Origin of the sequence: Pseudomonas kielensis, from assembly GCF_030505375.1 — a bacterium.
In the GTDB taxonomy this organism is placed as follows: domain Bacteria; phylum Pseudomonadota; class Gammaproteobacteria; order Pseudomonadales; family Pseudomonadaceae; genus Aquipseudomonas; species Aquipseudomonas kielensis.
Map to the genome: position 1 here is coordinate 2,264,358 of NZ_CP130043.1, position 19,086 is coordinate 2,283,443.

The following is a 19,086-nucleotide window of genomic DNA, read 5'->3' on the forward strand; positions in this document are numbered from 1 at the left end:
TTCGCAAGGTTCTGAATATGCGAAGTCGTTGTTGTAGTTGTTTGCGTCAATCTGTGCCAATTACGCGGCAATTTCAACAGGTCTTAACGTGACCGTGCAGTTCTCGTCAGGACCGTCGGATTTATTCATCGCCGGTGTTCACGAATCCCCAACGGATGTGTTTAGAATGCCCCTCAGCACGATTGCCCAGCGATCAGCAAAGTGGACTTTCAACCACACAAAGCTGACCACAAAAACAAGAACGTAGACGGGCATGCAGGCGCTGGACGAACTGCGCTATGGCGGGTCGATCCGGGGCTGTGCCGTCATAAGAATGAGGCTGCCGAAAGGGCGGTTTCAGCGTGGGATGCCATGAATTTCATTCTTTACTCGGATGTGAACGACCGCTCGATCAGCCAGAGCCTCGGCCGTCCTGAATACAGCTACTACTTCGTCCTCAAGGCCTATCGTCCGGTCCTTGAGAGCCTGGGCCGGGTCCACGTGGTGGAAGCGGTCAGCGAGGTCGATCCACTTTTTCGACGCCTCGCCGCCGAGGGTGAAGAAAGCCTGTTCCTTTCGTTCGCACCGCCACACAAGACCCCCACCGACCTGAGCTGCCCGACGATCTGCGTGGTTGCCTGGGAGTTCGACACCATTCCCACCGAGCACTGGGACAACGACCCCCGGCAGGACTGGAGCCGCACCCTGGCGCGACATGGCCGGGTCATCACCCTGTCCAGCCATACGGCGCAGGCGGTACGCCGGGCCTTGGGCGAAGACTTCCCGGTGCTGGTGCTGCCGACCCCGCTCTGGGAACGGTTTGCCGATATTCGCCAGCGGTTTGCCAGCCAGCCGGTCAACCCGGGCACCACCTTGCAGACCCTGGGCTGCATTATCGACAGCCGCACACTGGGGCTGTCGGCGGACGGCCTGATCGCGCCGATCGTTGCAGAAACCGAATCGCCACCGACGCCCGAGCCCGAGCCTGAGCCTGAGCCCGAAGTCGTGGTCCCGGCGCCACCGCTGACCTGGCGTCGCCGCCTGTTCATCGCCAAACATTATCTGCGCCAGAGCCTGCGCGAGGCTGCCGGCCAGCCCGTGCGCCGGCAGTTGTTGATCTTTCGCCATTACCTGCACCAGACCTACGGCGAAGGTTTCCGTGATCTATTGCCGCAAAGCCTGCGGGCACGCCTGCGCGGCGAGCGACCGGCCGCCGAAGTACCGCCGCCTGCCCCGGTGGTGGAAGTGGTACAGGCGCCCATTGAGGATTCACACCCGCAAGCGGTGTTCCCCGACACCGATCAAGTGGTCGAAACCCAGGTCGAGGGGGTGGTGTACGTCAGCGTGTTCAACCCCGATGACGGGCGCAAGAACTGGCACCACTTGATCACTGCATTCTGCTGGGCCATGCGCGATGTCGAAGACGCCACCCTGGTGTTGAAGATGACCCAGAACGACCTGTCCACCTACTACGTGCACATGCTGACCCTGCTGTCGCAGTTGTCGCCCTTCAGTTGCCGGGTGGTGGTCATGCACGGCTACCTGGACGACCAGCAGTTTGCCCGGCTCTACGGCGCCGCCAGTTTTTATGTCAACGCCTCGCGCTGTGAAGGGCTGTGCCTGCCCCTGATGGAGTTCATGGCCTGTGGCAAGCCGGTGATCGCCCCTCGGCACACGGCGATGGCCGACTACATCGACGACCGCGTGGCCTTCATCGTCGACTCCAGCCAGGAGCCGACCGTGTGGCCGCAGGACCGCCGGATCCTGTTCCGCACCGTCTACCAGCGCCCCGATTGGGGATCGCTGAAAAATGCCTACCTGGCCAGTTATCACATGGCCAAGGAGCAGCCCGAGCGTTACCAGGCGATGGCCGTTGCGGCCAGCGAGCGGATGCGCGACTACTGCAATTTCCCAGGGGTGCAGCAACGCCTGGCGGACTTCCTGCAACTGCAACAGCCAACCAGCCCGGTGCCTGAGTCGCCGGTCGCGACCGCAGGGGCGGCCCCATGCTGATCATCATTCATTCGGAAACCAACAAAAGTAACATCGAGCAGAACCTTGGCCGTCCCGAGTACAGCTACTACTTTGTGCTCAAGGAATTCCGCCCGGTACTGGAACGGCTGGGGCAGGTGATCGAAGTCAGCAACCCCGACGAACTGGTCGACCGCCTGTATTTCGACTGCCAGAGCCGCGGCGAAGACTGCGTGTTCCTGTCGTTCTCGCCGCCCCATCGCACCCCGATCCACTACGCCTGTCCGACCATCCCGGTGTTTGCCTGGGAGTTCAGCACCATTCCCACCGACACCTGGCACGGTGAACCCCGGCACGACTGGCGCCTGGTGCTGGACAAGGTCGGCGCTGCGATTACCCATTCCAGTTTTACCGTGACCGCGGTACGTGATGCCATGGGCCCCGACTATCCGATCAGCGCGATTCCGGCGCCGGTCTGGGACCGTTTTGCCGGGCGCGGGCGCAACCTCGGCCAGCAGCCACTGGCCGAACAGGTCAGGCTCAGCCTGCGTGGCTTGCTGATCGACAGTCGCAACCTCGACCTGCGGCCCTATGGCCCGGCGGCGCTGCGTGAAGGCGAGCCGGTGGATTTCGACGCGCCTGTCGGCGAGCACGAACTGGTGCTCGACGGGGTGATCTACACCTCGGTGTTCAACCCCTACGATGGGCGCAAGAACTGGCAGGACATGCTCAGCGCGTTCTGCACCACGTTCCGCGAGTGTGCCGATGCCACCCTGGTGCTCAAGCTCACGCACCACGACATCGCCGACGCCTTGAATGACATGCTGCACCACTTGTACAAGAACCAGGACTACCGTTGCCGCATCGTGTTGATCCACGGTTTTCTCGCCGATGCGGACTATGAGCGCCTGGTGCAGGCCACCAGCTTTGTGGTCAACAGTTCATTCGGTGAAGGCCAGTGCCTGCCGCTGATGGAGTTCATGTCCTGCGGCAAACCGGCGGTTGCCCCGTGCAACACGGCAATGGCCGATTACATCGATGGGCAAAACACCTTCATCGTCGACTCGACCGACGAACTCACCGCCTGGCCCCATGACCCGCGCGCCGCCTACCGCACCCTGCGGTACGTCACCAATTGGGATTCGCTGTGTTCGGCCTACCAGGCCAGCTATCAAGTGGCGCGCCACGATGCGCCACGCTATGCGCGCATGTCGGCCCACGCCGTCAGTCGTCTGCAGGCGTTCTGCAGCCAGGCGGCTACCGAGCAGCGCTTGCAGGCGTTTCTGGCAAGCGTGATCGCCCAGGCGAAACCAGCATGATGGGCCGCTTGCTCGACTGGCTGCGCCCTGCGCCCGCCCCGGTAGCGGAGCCGGAACCAGTACCGGCCCCGGTCTCGGTTCCGGCGGTATCGCCGCGTGACTGTGGTTTCACCGATGCGGTACTCGACGGCTGGTTTCTCGGCGCTACTGGGGAATTGCTCAAGGGCTTTGCCATTGGCGCCGACGACACCCTGCTCGACGTCGGTTGTGGTGAGGGCGCGGCGACCCTGTTTGCGGTGCGCCAGGGCGCTGCGGTGATTTTTACCGACAGCGAACAGGACAAGGTCCGCGAACTGGCGCGCCAGGTCGATGCCATGACCCAGGCCCCAGCCCTTGGCCTGGTCAGCAACAGCCTGCCGCTGCCGCTGGCGGACGGCTGTGCGAGCAAAGTGGTGTGCATGGAAGTGCTGGAGCATGTCGATACCCCCGAGCAATTCATGGCCGAGCTGGTGCGCATGGGCCGTCCCGGTGCGCAGTACTTGCTCAGCGTGCCCGCCCCGGTGGGTGAACACCTGCAACAGGGCATCGCGCCCGCCGCCTATTTCCAGGCGCCAAACCATGTGCAGATCTTTTCCCATGAGCGCTTTGCCGCCCTGGTCGAAGACGCCGGGCTGATCATTGAACACCGCCAGGCCACCGGCTTCTTCTGGGTGATGGGCATGATTTTCTTCTGGGCCAGCGAGCGTGCAGCCGGGCGGGATATGGCGGGCGCGGTGCGCGACCGGATCCAGGCGCCTTACCCGCCCCTGATGGAAGGCTGGGCCCGCACCTGGCATGACTTGCTGATGCAGCCCGACGGGTTGGCCATCAAGCAGGTGCTGGACCAGTTCATGCCCAAGAGCCAGGTGATCATCGCGCGCAAGCCCATGGCCGGCGACGTAACGCCTGGGAGCGCGGGATGAGTGACAAGCGGATCATGGACATCGAACTGCTGCGCGGCATCGCCGTGCTCGGGGTGTTGTTTCATCACCTGCAAGACAGCCTGTTCACCGGGCAGGTCCCACTGCTGCAGGCGATCCATGCCCTGGGCCAGCCCTGGTGGGGCGTCGATCTGTTTTTCGCGATTTCCGGTTTTGTCATCGCGCGTAGCCTGATCCCCGCGCTGCAAGGCTGCAGCACGCGCCAGGAGTACTGGGAGCAGACCCGCAACTTCTGGTTGCGGCGCGCCTTTCGACTCTTGCCGTCGGCCTGGTTATGGCTGGCGCTGATGCTCCTGGCCTGCCTGTTCATCAACCGCTCAGGCGCCTTCGGCACCCTGGCCGCCAACCTGCAGGCGACGCTGGCCGGGGTGCTGCAATACGCCAACTTCCGCTTCGCTGACAGCTTCTTCCACTATGAGTACGGCACCAGCTTCGTGTACTGGAGCCTGTCGCTGGAGGAGCAGTTCTACCTGTTGTTTCCGCTGTTGATCATGGTCTGCCGCAAACACCTGGTGTGGGCTTTGCTGGCCCTGGTGGCCGTGCAACTGCTGACGTTGCGCACGCCGATCCTGATGGTGATCCGCACCGACGCGCTGGCGCTGGGGGTGTTGCTGGCCATGTGGAGTGCACAACCGTCCTATCGCCGTTGGCAGCCGACCTTCCTGCGCCGGCCGTGGGCCGGTATTGCGGTGCTGGTGGCGATTGCCTTGCTGATGAGCTTTCTGGCGACCGACCGTTTTACCTTCACCTCCTACCGCATCGGCGCCATCGCGGTGCTCAGTGCGGTGTTGGTCTGGCTGGCGTCCTACAACGGTGACTACCTGATGCCGCCGGGGCTGTTCAAGCGGGTGATGACCTGGATCGGCAGTCGCTCCTATGGCATCTACCTGATTCATATCCCGGCCTATTGCCTGGTGCGCGAATTGATCTTTCGCTTGCAGGCGGCATCTCTGCCAAGCCCGGCCGGCCACCCGATCATCACGCTGTTGCTGGCGTTCGGCCTGATCGTGCTGTTGAGCGAGCTCAACTATCGCTTCATCGAAATGCCCATGCGTAATCGCGGCGCGGCGTTGGTCAAACGCTTGAGTGCGTCCCGAGCGGCCACCCCATCCCCAGGAGTCACCTCATGCTGAGCCTGTTGAAGAAGCTGGCGGGGGGCGCTGCTGCCCCCGCTGCGGCCTGTCCACCCGCGCCACCCGCGCCAGCGCCTGCGCCGGCACCCAAGGTCGATCCCTACATGCTGGGTCTGCGCGATGCGGTGCTCAGTGGCTGGTTCAACCAGCAGACCGGCGAACTGTTCACCGGCTTCCCGGTGACGGCCGCCGACACGTTGCTGGACGTGGGGTGTGGTGACGGTGGCAACGTGCATTTCTGTGCCACCCGGGGGGCGCACATCATCATTGCCGACATCGACGCGGCCAAGGTCGAAGCCACTCGCCTGCGCCTGGGCGATACCATCGCGGCCAGCGTCGAGTGCCACGTCACCGACTGCGCACCGCTGCCGATTGCCGATCAGACGGCGACCCGGGTGGTGTCCACCGAGGTCATCGAACACGTCGACGACCCGGCGCAGTTTCTTGCCGAACTGGTGCGCGTGGGCAAGCCGGGCGCGCTCTACCTGCTGAGTGTCCCGCACCCCAGCTCGGAAAATCTGCAGAAAGACATCGCCGCCCCCGAGTATTTCCAGAAGCCCAATCACGTCCGCATCATCAGCGAAGACCAGTTCAAGCAGATGGTCGGCGACGCCGGGCTGGAAGTGCTCAGTCACAGCCAGTACGGCTTCTACTGGTCGCTGTGGATGATGCTGTTCTGGGAGGCCAAGGTCGACCTGGGCAGTCCCGACCATCCGCTGCTCAACCACTGGGCCGAGACCTGGCAGGCGGTTCTGGAGTCGCCACGCGGCGAACAGATCAAGCAGGCGCTGGATGGCGTGGTCGCGAAAAGTCAGGTGATCATTGCCCGCAAGCCATTGGCTGCGTAGGCTGACGCACCGGCCCGGCTGTGTGTGGATGCGGGATGTGGGAGCGAACACCCACGACAAATCCATCAACCCCAGCCGGCCAGGTCAGTCTTTCAGCCACAGGCCCTTAATGTCAGCGATTTATCTTCTGCGTCGTGCGCTGTTGTTCAGCCTCGCGCTCCTTTGCGGTTGCCAGCAGTCGACCGCACCCCCTCTCGATCAACAGCTCTACATCTGGCAGCGCCAATGGACCACCGCCCATGCCGAGGCGCTGGCGCAATCACGTGCCGATTTTTCCACCTTGCGGGTCCTGGCCCTGCAGACTTATCCACAAGGCGGCTGGCGCCGAGCGCAGATCGATGGGGCGCTGTTGCAGCGCGACGGCCGGCCGCTGATTGCGGTGGTCCGCCTGGATGGCCAGCTCAAGCACCTGGACCCGGTCGATACCACGGCGCGCATCCTGCAGATGATCGCCGATTGGCAGGCCCTGGGCCTGACGCTGGCGGGTGTGGAAATTGATCACGATGCCGGGACCGCGCGGTTGCCGGCCTATCGCGAGTTCCTGCTGGGTGTGCGCCAGGCCTTGCCCGCTTCCTTGAAGCTGAGCATCACCGCCTTGCCCGCCTGGCTCGACAGTCCTGAGCTGGCGGCCTTGCTGGCGGCAGTCGACAGCAGTGTCCTGCAGGTGCATGCGGTCAGTCGTCCCGAGCTTGGCCTGTTCGACCCGGTGCAAGCCAGACACTGGGCCGAGCGCTGGAGCCGGATCACCCGGCAACCGTTTTACCTGGCATTGCCAGCCTATGGCATTGCCCTGCTGCCGGGAGAGGGCGGGGCGCCCCTGGTGGAGAGCGAAGTGCCGATCGAACGGGTGGGCCAGCGCCGCGAACTGATGGCCGACCCGCAACAACTGGCGACGCTGGCCAGCCAGTTGCGTGCCGAGCCGCCGCCACATTTGGCCGGATTGATCTGGTTTCGCCTGCCGCTCAAGGGCGACCGTCGTGCCTGGAGCCTGACCACCCTGGGTGCCGTGGCGCGCGGTGAGCAACTGCACAGCCGCTTGGCGTTGAACCTTTCCAGCCAGCAAGGTCTGTACGACATCGTGGTCAGCAATGACGGCAATCTCGACGGCACGTTGCCGCAACGGGTGACACTGGCCGTCAGCCAATGCGTCGCCGCGGATGGGCTCAACGGCTATGCCGTACAACAGACGCCTGGACAACTGAGCTTCAGCCGCCTCAGGGACGGCCGTTTGCCCGCCGGTGCCGAGCGCACCCTGGGTTGGGCACGCTGCACACACATTGATCAAGGAGGTTCACATGTATTCCCGTAACTGGCCGCGGCATTTGCTCGCGTTGAGTCTGTTCCTGCCGTTGGGCACCGCCACCGCCTGCGGGCCGGACTTTCCACTGCGCCTGCTGGGCGACCGGGCGATGACCCTGGGTGAGTTGCCCGAAGGCAGCTTCCAGTTCGAGGTCAATCGCCTGGGCAAGGTCATCACCGGCCTGAAACCGGCGGCGGCCACTGCCATGAGCCGCGATTACGAGAGTGACCTGGACCCTTACGTACAAGCCCGGATCAACGCTGAACAGCTGGGTCTGACTGACGCGCAGCGCGCGCAAGTCACCCGGCTGCGCACCCTGCAGGACGCCCACCAGGTGTTGGCCGAAAGTGCCGGTCTGGCGCCGGAGCTCAGCCTCTATACCGCCGGTGCGGTGGCGTTCAACGCGGGTGATACGGCCACGGCGGCCGACTACTTCCGCCAGGTGCTGGCGCTCCCGGCCGACCAGCGCGCCCTGCGCAGCACCTGGGCCGCGTACTCGCTCGGCCGGGCATTGATGGCTATCAATCAGCAGGCCATCGAGCAGAATCAAGACGCCAGCCAGGACCTCCTGCAGCAGGCTCGGCAGGCCTTTATCCAGGCCCGCCAACTGAGTGTCGACGGCTTCAGCGACCCACTCGAGCTGGGCATCGCCAGCCTCGGCGAAGAAGCGCGGGTGGTGCGCCAGGCGGGTGACTGGAACAGCGCCGTCGAGTTGTACGCGACCCAGAGCCGGCAAGGTTCGCCCGTCGGCTACAGCTCCCTCAAGCAATTGATCGATGAGCTCAATGCCATGCCTGAGGCGCAGCTCATCCCCTTGCTCGAAGGCAAGGCGGTCCAGCAATTGGTCACGGCGGCGCTGATCAGCCATGTGGGCTGGTCCTTCGGTGAGCAACCGCCGGCCGAACAGAAAATCATCAAGGCCCTGGTGCAGAGCACCACCGGCAGCCTGGACAATGCAGACCGCCTGGCGGCGCTGAATTACCAGATCGGTGACTACGCCACCAGCAAAACCCTGCTCGAGCACGCCGGCGATGGGGGCCTGGCCTGGTGGCTGCGGGCGAAAATGGCGCTGCGCGACGGCGACAAGGCCTTGGCTGCCAGTGCCTATGCCAAGGCGGCCAAAGCCTTTCCACAGGATGAAGACTGGGGCTTGCGCACCACCGCCAGTGGTGACTACGAGGCGCTCAAGCCCGGCTGCCGGGTCGAGGGTGAAAGTGCCTTGCTGGCATTGGAGCGCGGCGACTACCTGCAGGCATTCGAGCAGCTGTATCGCAGCCAGGACCTGTATTGGCAGGATGCCGCGCTTGTCGCGGAGCGGGTGCTGACGGTGGACGAACTCAAGCAGTTCGTGGATCAGCAGGTGCCGGCCCCCGCGCCATTGACCCAGGAGCAGCGCGACAACTACGAGCCCTTGTCGGTGGCCGCGCGCTTGCGCGACCTGCTCGGCCGGCGCTTGCTGCGTGAAGAGCGCTATGCCGAGGCCGCAGCGTACTTCGACAACCCCGGGCTGAAGGCGCTCGCCAAAGAGTACGCGGGCTTGCGCGAAACCGCGCAGTCGAGCTGGTGGCCGACCAAGCGCGCCGCCGCCCTCTATGACGCGGGCCGGCTGGCCCGGGAACACGGCATGGAGCTGCTCGGCTATGAGATGGCCCCTGATTTCGCTACCTTCGAGGGTAACTTCAGCCTCGACATCCCCGAGATCAAGGCCGCTCCCCTGATCGCCGCCGGCGAGGTCCAGCGTCAGCAAGCCAGCGTCGCCCAGCCGAACGAGCGCTTCCACTATCGTTATGTCGCCACCGGGCTGGCGAGCCAGGCGGCCGACCTGCTGCCCCATACCAGCCAGGCGTTTGCCGCCGTGTTGTGCAAGGCTTCGGGCTGGGGCACCGGCCTTGAAGACCAGCGTGCGTTGTACCGGCGCTACGTCGAGCAGGGGCCTTATGTGCCGTGGGCAGAGAACTTTGGCCAGCAGTGCGAGGAGCCGGATTTCGCCGCCGCCAACCAGCGCTACGTGACCCAGGCACTGGACAACGTGCGTTCGGACCTGCGGCCGTACAAGCGCGTGCTGCAGGTCGGCGGGCTGCTCCTGGTGGGGGCGGTGGGCCTGTTGTTGCTGCGGCGCCGGCGCCAGGCTTCCTGAGCCCGGGGCGGCGCCGCGGGTGTGCTTACATCTGCGTCGCCAGCCCCGCGACATCCATTGCCGCCTGCCGCAAGGCCTCGGAACGTGTCGGGTGCGGGTGGCAGGTCAGGGCAATGTCTTCGGCGCTGGCGCTGAACTCCATGGCCACGCAGCATTCGCCAATGATCTCGCTGACACTGGGACCCACCAGATGCACCCCCAGGACTTCGTCGGTGTGCTCGTCGGCCAGGACCTTGGCGAACCCCTCGGTCTCGTGGTTGATCTTGGCGCGACTGTTGGCGGTAAAGGGGAATTTGCCGACCTTATAGACGCGGCCTTGCGCCTTGAGCTGCTCTTCGGTCATGCCGACGCTGGCCAGCTCCGGCCGGGTGTAGATGACATTGGGGATCAGCGCGTAATTCACTTCGCCGGCCTTGCCGACAATCTGCTCGACACACGCCATGGCCTCGTCTTCGGCCTTGTGGGCGAGCATCGGCCCGGACGTGACATCACCAATCACCCAGACCCCGGCGGCTTCGGTGCGATGGCCGCGGTTGGCCAGCATCCCGCGAGCGTCCGTGGCGAGGCCGACGTTCTCCAGGCCCAGGCCCTGGGTAAACGGCCGGCGCCCGATGGCCACCAGCACATAATCGGCTTCGATCACCTCGGCGCTGCCACCGGCCGCAGCTTCCACGTGCACCTGCACTCCGGTGGCGGAAGGGGTGGCGGCCGTCACTTTGCAACCGAGCTTGAACTCAATGCCCTGTTTGCCGAGGGCGCGTTGCAGGGTCTTGCCTGCTTCGGCATCGACCCCCGGGCAAATGCGGTCCAGGTATTCGATCACGGTGACCTGCGCCCCCAGTCGCCGCCAGACCGAGCCCAGTTCCAGGCCGATCACCCCGGCGCCGATCACCACCAGTTGCCTGGGCACTTCGGCAAGCGACAGGGCTCCCGTGGAGTCGAGGATGCGCTGGTTATCGATAGTCACCCCGGGCAGCGGGGTGGGTTCCGAGCCGGTGGCGATGATGATGTCCTTGGCTTGCAGGTCGCGCTGGTTGCCTTGGCTGTCGGTCACGCGGACCTGGCCGGGCCCGGCGATATGGCCCCAGCCCTTGATCCAGTCGACCTTGTGCTTGCGAAACAGGAACTCGATGCCTTTGGTCAGTGCCGCCACGCTTTGATCTTTGTGCTGCATCATTTGCGCGAGATTGAGGGTCGGCTTGACCTCGATGCCGAGGTTGGCGAACGCTGACCCGCTTGCCGCTTCGTAAAGCTGCGAGGCGTGCAGCAGGGCCTTGGACGGCATGCAGCCGACGTTCAGGCAGGTCCCGCCCAGAGTCGTGCGCCCTTCGACGCAGGCCGCCTTGAGGCCCAACTGTCCGGCGCGGATCGCTGCGTTATAGCCACCGGGGCCACCCCCGAGAATCACGACGTCGTAGGTACTCATGGCAGTACTCCTGCATAGGCATTCAATGGAAGAGGCGGGGCTTTAACCCGGCGGGCAGCCAATATTATGATCGTAATATTTCTCCGTCAAGGCCTCACTCAGAGGGAGGGAAAACGCCATGACAAAAAATGATCGAGCGCTGTTATATCGTAACGACAATAACGGCGCGCGATGGTGGGTGGGCGCAGTCCAAGCGCACACATGAGTGGGGTTCCACGTGGAACAAGTGCGCGGGGCAACCCGTGGATTCGCGCCGGGTGTCTAACCGTCATGGCGCTGTATGGGGTGACGGTGCTGGCGGGATTGGCCTGGGTCTTTTGGACAAAATGTGAGCAATCGGCTTTATCGAACTCAAAACAGAAATGACAGTCAACTGCAATGAGGGCGTGCCTGAGCAGCTGTTTAAGTCGATAGCCAGCTAATTTTCTACGATGGTCTACCCTCATTTCAGACGTCTGAAACAAGGGGGGGATTTTCATGCTCGCGCAACTTCCACCGGCCTTACAGAATCTGCAACTGCCGCTTCGCTTGCGACTCTGGGACGGCCACGAATTTAACCTGGGCCCTGAGCCCAGTGTCACCATTGTGGTCAAGGACCCGCGAATGGTCTCGCAATTTACCCACCCCAGCCTGGACCTGCTGGGCGCGGCCTTCGTCGAGGGCAAGCTGGAGCTGGAAGGGTCGATCAGCGATGTGATCCGCGTCTGTGATGCGTGGAGCCAGGCCCTGCTCAACGAAGACGATGACGACCAGCCGGTACGCAGCGTGCATGACAAAGCCACTGACGCGGCGGCGATTTCCTACCACTACGACCTGTCGAATGCCTTTTACCAGCTGTGGCTGGACAGCGACATGGCCTACTCCTGTGCCTATTTCGAAACCGGCAGCGAGTCCCTGGAACAGGCCCAGCAAGCCAAATTCCGCCACCTGTGCCGCAAGCTGCGGTTGCAACCGGGTGAATACCTGCTGGATGTCGGCTGCGGCTGGGGCGGGCTGGCGCGTTATGCGGCGCGGGAGTTCGGGGTCAGGGTGTTCGGCATCACCCTGAGTAAAGAACAACTGGCGCTGGCCCGGCAGCGGGTCATCGACGAAGGGCTGGAGGACCAGGTGGAGCTGCAACTGCTCGACTATCGCGACCTGCCGCAGGATGGCCGATTCGACAAGGTGGTGAGCGTCGGCATGTTCGAACACGTTGGCCACGCCAACCTGGCGCAGTACTGCCAGACCTTGTTCGGTGCGGTCCGCGAAGGCGGCCTGGTGATGAACCACGGGATTACCGCCAAGCACATCGATGGTCGGCCCGTGGGGCGGGGCGCTGGTGAGTTCATCGAGCGCTATGTATTCCCCAACGGCGAGCTGCCCCATCTGTCGATGATCTCGGCCGAGATCAGCGAGGTGGGCCTGGAAATCGTCGATGTCGAAAGCCTGCGCCTGCACTACGCGCGCACCCTGGATCACTGGAGCGAGCGCCTGGAAGACAACCTTGAAGCCGCGGCCAAAGAGGTGCCGGAGCAAGCGTTGCGGATCTGGCGGTTGTACCTGGCAGGTTGCGCCTACGCGTTCGCGCGGGGCTGGATCAACCTGCACCAGATACTGGCGGTCAAGGCCCATGCCGATGGCAGCCACGAGCTGCCCTGGACCCGGGACGATATCTACACGCCCTAGAGAATCGGCGAAATCAGGCGGGCGACCCGCATGCCGAGCTGTCTAAGGCGGTGGGTCTCCCGGCCTTCGTCCTCGTTGATCTCGTGGGACAGGGCGAAGTCGGCGTTGAGCATCTGTTCCACTTCGCCGGCAAAGGTCTTGTCGACGGTCAACAACATCACTTCGAAATTCAGCCGGAACGAGCGGTTGTCCAGATTGGCACTGCCGATGGCGCTGATTTCGCTGTCGACCAGCACCACCTTCTGGTGCAGGAAACCCGGTTGATAGCGGAACACCCGGACGCCGGCGCGGACCGCTTCGAAGGCGTACAGGCTGGAGGCGGCATAGACGATGCGGTGATCCGGCCGGGAGGGCAGCAGCAGCCGCACATCGACGCCACGCAGGACCGCCAGGCGCAGCGCGGCAAACACCGCTTCATCGGGGATGAAGTAGGGGCTGGTGATCCACACGCGCTGCGTGGCGGCATGAATCGCCTCGACGAAAAACAACGAGCAGGTCTCGTAGGGGTCTGCCGGGCCGCTGGCCAGCAACTGGCACAGCACGCCGTCGTCGGGATAGCTCTGTGGCAGGATCAAGGGCGGCAGTTCGCGGGCCGCCCAGAACCAGTCTTCGGCGAACGACTCCTGCATGCAGGCCACCACCGGGCCGCTGACCGCCACGTGGGTGTCGCGCCACGGCGATAGCGGGGCCTTGGCCCCCAGGTATTCGTCGCCGACGTTGTGTCCGCCGACGAAGCCTTGCCTGCCGTCGACCACCACGATCTTGCGATGGTTGCGAAAGTTGACCTGGAACCGATTGAGCCAGCCGCTGCGGGTGGCAAACGCTTTGACCTGGACGCCGGCGTCGCGCAGGGCCTGGACATAGTGGTGGGGCAGGGAGTGGCTGCCGATGCGGTCATAGAGCAGGTAGACCGGGACCCCTTGCGCAGCTTTTTTGATCAGCAGGTGCTGCAGGCGCCGTCCGAGCTGGTCGTCATGGACAATGAAGAACTGGATCAGCACTGCTTCCCGGGCCTGCTCGACGGCCTCGAAGATGGCATCGAAGGTGGCCTGGCCATTGATCAGCAGGCGCAGTTGGTTGTTCGCCAGGCACGGCATGCGCCCCAACTTCGGCATGGCGCGCAGCGAGTCGTAGGCATTGGAGGCGCGGGCGGTCAGCGCTTCCTCGACCCAGGGTCGCCAGTTCAGGTCGGCGATGGCCTTGCGCATTTCTTCGTTGGCCTGGCGCCGAGCCTTGATGTAGGCATCGAAGGTGCTGCGTCCGAATACCAGGTAGGGAATGAGGGTCAGGTAGGGAATGAAGATCAGCGACAGGGCCCAGGCAATCGAGCCTTGGGCGGTCCTGACGGTCAGCACGGCGTGGACTGCGGCCATTGTGCCCAGGGAGTGAATGAGCGTGATCAGGTAGGCAAAAAGATGGGGGCCAAAAAAATCCATGGGGCAACCTTGCTCCGGAGAATTCAATGCGTAACAGACCATGTTCTGCGATGAATGTCGCTATTTAATTCGCTATGCAACCGAAGTAGATTGGCGACGTCTAACGGCCATTACTGACTAGGAGTTACTTGATGAACGTACGTCTGCTGGGTTTGGCTATGGCTGTTGGCTTGTCACTTCCTGTGGCCGCTCAGGCGCAGATGCTGCAACCGGGTTTGTGGGAATTGACCTCCAGCAACATGAAGGTCGACAACCAGAATCTACCGGACCTGCAATTGATCCTCGGGCAGTTGGGCAGTCAGATGACTCCGGCACAAAAGGCCGCCCTGGAGAAACAGGGGATCAACATGGGCGGCAAGGGCATTCGCGTCTGCCTGACGCCCGAGCAAGTGAAAACCGACGAGATTCCCCTGCAGGACGCGCAGTCGGGCTGCAGGCAAGAGATCACCGACCGCAGCGCTAACCAGTGGAAATTCCGCTTCAGTTGCCCGAAAGCCCAGGGTTCCGGAGTGGCCACGTTCCTCAGCGATCGCGAGTTCAATACCAAGGTCAATGGCACCTTCAATGCCACCGGCATCCCGCAACAGGGCAGCATGGACACCCGTGCCGTGTGGTTGGGGCAGGATTGCGGCACCGTCAAGCCAAGGGCTTGAACGCTTTACTGTGGGGCGGCGCAATGCCGCCCGTCACTGGTGCCTTGAGCAAGTAGTCACACACCGCCTGCACACTCATCCTGCCCAGGTCGTCTCCAGCGTTGGCGCGCAGACTGACAAAACCGCCCTCCATCTCCCGTTGCCCAATCACCAACACATACTCGACCCCCCGTAATCGATGCTGGCGGATCTTGCTGACAATGTGCTCGTTGCGCAGGTCCGAGTGAGCGTGCACCCCGGCGCGGCGCGGGGTGTCGGTCAGCGCCTGGCTGTAGTCGATCTGGCGTTCATCAATGTTGATGACGACCACTTGCGGGGTGGCTTGCCACGCCTGCAGTTCCTGCTGGTCGGTCCAGCACACGCCATAGATGCGTTGCGCTCCTTTGCCACTTGCGTGGGTCAGGGCGAACGCGCTCATCACCCCGGTGCTGGGTACATAGGGGCCTTCGCTCAGTACTGCACCGTCCATCGACCAGCAGGACGACAGCACGTAATGCAGTGAATGGTTGGCGGCGGCCAGCGCGATCATCCGCGTCTCGAGCCGTTGCAGATCTTCAGGGCCCAAGACGCGCGCCAGGGTGAAATCACAGAAGAAACCATCGCCGACGGCAGCGGCGGCCACCAACTCGACCTTGGCATGCAGTTGCTTGAGCGCCATGCCCAGCAGCAGCGCGCAGGAGCGCCGCAGAATCTCCAGGCCTTGCGGTTCGCGGGCGGTAATGAGGCTGACGCGGGCGTCCTGGCGGATCACGAACGCGCAGTCCACCAGCAGGCCGTTCACCCGCCCGGCGACCGCTGCCTTGACCAGCCCCGGGCCAATGCTCGAGGCCAGCTCCGATACCGAAAGTGCCTGGTCGTACTCGCGCACGGTACCGTCGGGCAATGTGATGTTAGGCATGCTCAGTGACCCCCGGCAGTTTTACGCCAGACCGGATTCAACGCATGAAACGTAAAGGTAAACCCTGGCAGTCGTCATTAATACTTTCGGCATGCCAGGCGATTTGCCCCGAGACCAGGGTGGTACTGACGCTGTGTCGAAACTGCCGTCCGGCAAACGGCGTCCAGCCGCATTGCGCGAGAACTGGCTGCGTGTCGACCGCTTTGCCAGCAGGCTCGGGACGGATCAGCACCAGGTCGGCCCAATAGCCTTCACGCAGGTATCCACGGTCAGGAATGGCAAACAGATCCGCCACCCGGTGACTGGTTTTCGCCACCAGCGTCGGCAGGGGAATCAGACCCTCGGCCACCAGCTCCAGCAGCGCGGGGAGGGCGTGTTGCACCAGTGGCAAGCCGGCGGGGGCCTGTGGGTAAGGCTGCTGTTTCTGCGCCCAGGTATGCGGGGCATGGTCGCTGCCGATGACGTCCAGCCGGTCGCTCAGCAAGGCCAGGCGCAACGCATCGCGGTCAGCCTGGGTCTTGATGGCCGGGTTGCATTTGATCAGGTTGCCCAGGCGTGGGTAATCACGATCATCGAACAACAAGTGATGCAGGCAGACCTCGGCGCTGATGTGTTTGTGCGCCAGGGGCCGGTCATCGAACAGCGCCAGTTCACGGGCGGTGGTCAGGTGCAGGACGTGCAGGCGGGTGCCAAAACGCTTGGCCAGGTCGACGGCCAGGGAGGAGGAGCGAAAGCACGCCTGGGCATCACGAATCAGCGGATGAGCGCTGGCGGGCACATTGTCGCCATAACGTTCGGCGAATGTGCTCTCGTTGAGGCGGATGCTGGGGCTGTGTTCGCAATGGGCCAGGAGCAGGGTCGGCACCTCGGCAAACAGCCGTTCCAGAACGCGCGGGTCATCCACCAGCATGTTGCCGGTGGACGCGCCCATGAACACTTTGACTCCCGCCACGTCACTGGGATTGAGCGCCGCGACGGTGTCCAGGTTGTCGTTGCTGACGCCGAAGTGAAAGCCGTAGTTGGCCACCGAATGCATCGCCGCCCGACGTTTTTTATCGGCCAGCGCGGCCAGGGTCAGGGTCGCGGGGTGGGTGTTGGGCATGTCCATGAAACTGGTGATGCCACCGGCCACGGCTGCCCGCGACTCGCTGTAGATGCTGCCTTTTTCCGGCGCGCCAGGATCCCGGAAATGCACCTGGTCGTCGATCATCCCCGGCAGCAGCCATTGGCCGCTGGCGTCTATTTCCACCGTAGCGTTTTCGCCGTCGATGCTGCCGGCAATTTTCACGATGCGCCCATGATCCACCAGCAGATCGGCGTCGAATACTCGTCCTTCGTTGACCAGCCGCGCATTGCGAATCAGCACACTGGCCATGTTTAAAACTCGTTCTGCAAGGCTTTGTAGCCGCGCACCAGATCGACATTGGTGCGCGCCACATCTTCGGAAAACTCCGAGGCGCTGACGCTGACCGGCGGGAACTGGGACAGGTCGGTGTGGGGGCCGATGCGGGTGGTGGAGGGCACGTAGAAATCCCTGGGCAAGTCGCGCCCATCGACCACCGAGTTGTGCCGCACCACACAACCATCGGCGACCGCGCAGTTGAACAGCACGCTGTTGAAACCGATGAACACCCGATTGCCGACGGTGCAGGGGCCGTGGACGATGGAGCGGTGAGCGATGGAGCTGTACTCGCCGATGGTCACCGCCGCTCCGGATTTGGAGTGGATGACCACGCCGTCCTGGATGTTTGAATTGGCGCCGATGGTGATCGGTTGCATCTGGCCCGATTCATCGACTTCGTCGGCCCGAATTACCGCATAGGGGCCGACGAACACGTTCTCGCCGATCACCACCTTGCCGCAGATGATCGCGGTTTTATCGACGTAGGCGGACTCGGCAATATGCGGCAAGTCGCCGGAAGGGTTTTTGCGGATCATGGTTGCTCCTGGTGCCAGTGACTTTCGGCGACCGCGTCGTGGGCATGCAGGCTTTCGCTGTGGACCACACGCACATCGAATGCCAGCAGGCCCGGGAAGCGTTGCAGTGCCAGGTGCAGGCGGCGCGCGGCGTCCTCGCAGAACATCAGGTTTTGCCCGTTGGCCAGGGCGAAGGCCTGTTCGTCCGCGCGCTTGACTGCGGTTTGTACGGCGGTGCCCAGGGCGGCTTCGGCGTGGTTGATGGCGGCGATCAGTGGCAGATCGTCGAGCACCCCGTCCAGGTGCAAGCACAACTGGGCCGTGCTGCGCTGACTGTGGGGGGTGGCGACTATGCCACGGGTGGAGCCGAGCCAAGCCAGCACGTCGGCGTGCTGCAAGGGTGTGTTGGCAAAGTCATCGACGAACTGCTGCTGAATCAATTGCCTGGACAGCGCCGCAGAGCAGGGGCAGGTCGAGGAGTAACTGACATCGACCCGCAGTTCCACGTGGAACACCGTTCCCTGCAGGCGCGCATCGAGGCTGATGGGGTAGCTTTTCCAGCCAGCCAACGGGCTGACCAAGGCGGGGCGCTTGAGCAGGACATCGCTGTGAATGCGCAGGTAGGCTGAGGTCGCCAGGCCTTCATGGCTGTCCAGAAAATCCTGTAGCACGCGGCGCAGGAGCGCGGGTGTCAGGTTCTCCTGCTCCAGCATGGCCAGTGCCAGGTACAGGCGCGACATATGAATGCCTCGGGCTTGGGCGTCATCCAGGCTGACACCGGCATCGGCTTTGGCATTCAGGCGTTGGTCGGCGAGTAGAACAGGAAGGGCAATGCCGCACATACCCACCCAGTCCAGAGGCAAGGATTGGCGTGCGGCCTGCGCGGCGATATCCGGCAGAGTCAGCGCATTCATGAGCAGGTCCGTCGTAGGAGATGATTGCGAATGTTATATTATAACAATCAAATCGACGACAGCTTTTTCAAGGTTGCCCCTATCGCACTCAACAGCCCGTCAGGCGGCTGCAGGTGAAACGGGCGCTGGCACCGCCTGAACTGGAAAACCGGTTGAGGGTGGTCCAGCCGACACGCCGGCTATAGCCGACCCAGGCCTCGCCATCAGAGGCCAGGCCCGTGAAGAACGTGAGCTGGCCGTAACGACTGGTGGTTTGCGCCCAGTAACGTTTGCCGCGTTGTTCAAAGCCACGCATGTAGGTGGTGTTGCCCGCCGTGGCGACGCTGTAGGCATTGCCTTCGGGGTCGACACAGGCCAGCAGGGTGGCGCTGCGGGTGCAGGTGGCCAGCCCCGGTAGTTGCGCACAGGCGTCGGCCGCGAACAGCAGCAAAAGGCCGGACAAGGTGCATTTCAGGGCGTAGGGCATGGGGTTTCTCGTGCAGGTGGCAGGGCCAAGGATTGCGCCCTTCGTCGCGGGCGACAAGCACTGATTGGCTTATTTGCATTGTTATACTATAACATTTGCGCCTT

The 19,086-nt window shown here is 63.4% G+C and carries 16 protein-coding genes; 9 read left to right on the top strand and 7 right to left on the bottom strand.

What is annotated here, in order from left to right; translation table 11 throughout:
- Positions 1 to 351 precede the first annotated feature (351 nt).
- The 7 genes from Q1W70_RS10460 (at position 352) to Q1W70_RS10490 (ending at position 9,607) form a co-directional block, all read left to right on the top strand.
- On the top strand, positions 352 to 1,992 hold the full coding sequence (locus Q1W70_RS10460; RefSeq protein ID WP_302098806.1) for a glycosyltransferase: 1,641 nt from the start codon (positions 352 to 354) through the stop codon (positions 1,990 to 1,992).
- The gene (locus Q1W70_RS10465) at positions 1,986 to 3,269 is read left to right on the top strand and encodes a glycosyltransferase (RefSeq protein ID WP_166588830.1); all 1,284 of its coding nucleotides are present in this window, start codon (positions 1,986 to 1,988) and stop codon (positions 3,267 to 3,269) included. The genes Q1W70_RS10460 and Q1W70_RS10465 overlap by 7 nt, the downstream gene beginning before the upstream one ends.
- Positions 3,266 to 4,171: a class I SAM-dependent methyltransferase gene (locus tag Q1W70_RS10470; RefSeq protein WP_166588829.1), complete on the top strand. Its 906-nt coding sequence runs from the start codon at positions 3,266 to 3,268 to the stop codon at positions 4,169 to 4,171. The genes Q1W70_RS10465 and Q1W70_RS10470 overlap by 4 nt, the downstream gene beginning before the upstream one ends.
- On the top strand, positions 4,168 to 5,322 hold the full coding sequence (locus tag Q1W70_RS10475; RefSeq protein WP_166588828.1) for an acyltransferase family protein: 1,155 nt from the start codon (positions 4,168 to 4,170) through the stop codon (positions 5,320 to 5,322). The genes Q1W70_RS10470 and Q1W70_RS10475 overlap by 4 nt, the downstream gene beginning before the upstream one ends.
- The gene (locus tag Q1W70_RS10480) at positions 5,316 to 6,170 is read left to right on the top strand and encodes a class I SAM-dependent methyltransferase (RefSeq protein WP_302098807.1); all 855 of its coding nucleotides are present in this window, start codon (positions 5,316 to 5,318) and stop codon (positions 6,168 to 6,170) included. Before Q1W70_RS10475 ends, Q1W70_RS10480 begins: the two co-directional genes overlap by 7 nt.
- A 109-nt stretch (positions 6,171 to 6,279) precedes the next feature.
- Positions 6,280 to 7,479, top strand: a complete 1,200-nt coding sequence (locus tag Q1W70_RS10485; RefSeq protein WP_302098808.1) for a DUF3142 domain-containing protein — start codon at positions 6,280 to 6,282, stop codon at positions 7,477 to 7,479.
- On the top strand, positions 7,466 to 9,607 hold the full coding sequence (locus Q1W70_RS10490; RefSeq protein ID WP_185818743.1) for a hypothetical protein: 2,142 nt from the start codon (positions 7,466 to 7,468) through the stop codon (positions 9,605 to 9,607). Before Q1W70_RS10485 ends, Q1W70_RS10490 begins: the two co-directional genes overlap by 14 nt.
- A gap of 25 nt (positions 9,608 to 9,632) precedes the next feature.
- On the opposite strand, the gene lpdA is transcribed toward Q1W70_RS10490, so the two are convergent.
- Positions 9,633 to 11,033 (bottom strand): dihydrolipoyl dehydrogenase, encoded by a 1,401-nt coding sequence (gene lpdA, locus Q1W70_RS10495; RefSeq protein WP_302098809.1) that lies wholly within the window; start codon positions 11,031 to 11,033, stop codon positions 9,633 to 9,635.
- Between the two features lie 477 nt (positions 11,034 to 11,510).
- Here lpdA and cfaB point away from each other — a divergent pair, with 477 nt between their 5' ends.
- A complete protein-coding gene (cfaB, locus tag Q1W70_RS10505) occupies positions 11,511 to 12,698 on the top strand; it encodes a C17 cyclopropane fatty acid synthase CfaB (protein WP_265536976.1) in 1,188 nt (395 codons plus the stop codon).
- Here the strand turns inward: cfaB and cls are convergent.
- The gene (gene cls, locus Q1W70_RS10510) at positions 12,695 to 14,134 is read right to left on the bottom strand and encodes a cardiolipin synthase (RefSeq protein WP_166588822.1); all 1,440 of its coding nucleotides are present in this window, start codon (positions 14,132 to 14,134) and stop codon (positions 12,695 to 12,697) included. The two genes, cfaB and cls, sit on opposite strands and share 4 nt — an antisense overlap.
- A gap of 131 nt (positions 14,135 to 14,265) precedes the next feature.
- Here cls and Q1W70_RS10515 point away from each other — a divergent pair, with 131 nt between their 5' ends.
- A complete protein-coding gene (locus Q1W70_RS10515; protein ID WP_166588821.1) occupies positions 14,266 to 14,787 on the top strand; it encodes a DUF3617 domain-containing protein in 522 nt (173 codons plus the stop codon).
- On the opposite strand, the gene Q1W70_RS10520 is transcribed toward Q1W70_RS10515, so the two are convergent.
- From Q1W70_RS10520 to Q1W70_RS10540, 5 genes are all read right to left on the bottom strand, one after another.
- Positions 14,771 to 15,685 carry a His/Gly/Thr/Pro-type tRNA ligase C-terminal domain-containing protein gene (locus Q1W70_RS10520; protein WP_302098810.1) on the bottom strand — a complete coding sequence of 305 codons (915 nt, stop codon included), beginning with the start codon at positions 15,683 to 15,685 and terminating at the stop codon, positions 14,771 to 14,773. The genes Q1W70_RS10515 and Q1W70_RS10520 overlap by 17 nt on opposite strands.
- 37 nt (positions 15,686 to 15,722) lie before the next feature.
- Positions 15,723 to 17,060, bottom strand: coding sequence for a dihydroorotase (locus tag Q1W70_RS10525; protein ID WP_182342897.1), 1,338 nt, complete (start codon positions 17,058 to 17,060; stop codon positions 15,723 to 15,725).
- Between the two features lie 2 nt (positions 17,061 to 17,062).
- A complete protein-coding gene (locus Q1W70_RS10530; protein WP_166588818.1) occupies positions 17,063 to 17,623 on the bottom strand; it encodes a gamma carbonic anhydrase family protein in 561 nt (186 codons plus the stop codon).
- Complete coding sequence (folE2, locus tag Q1W70_RS10535; RefSeq protein WP_166588817.1) at positions 17,620 to 18,516, bottom strand: GTP cyclohydrolase FolE2; 897 nt, start codon at positions 18,514 to 18,516, stop codon at positions 17,620 to 17,622. Before folE2 ends, Q1W70_RS10530 begins: the two co-directional genes overlap by 4 nt.
- Before the next feature lie 88 nt (positions 18,517 to 18,604).
- Entirely contained in the window at positions 18,605 to 18,982 is a 378-nt protein-coding gene (locus Q1W70_RS10540; RefSeq protein ID WP_166588816.1) for a glutamine synthetase, read from the bottom strand.
- Positions 18,983 to 19,086: the final 104 nt, after the last annotated feature.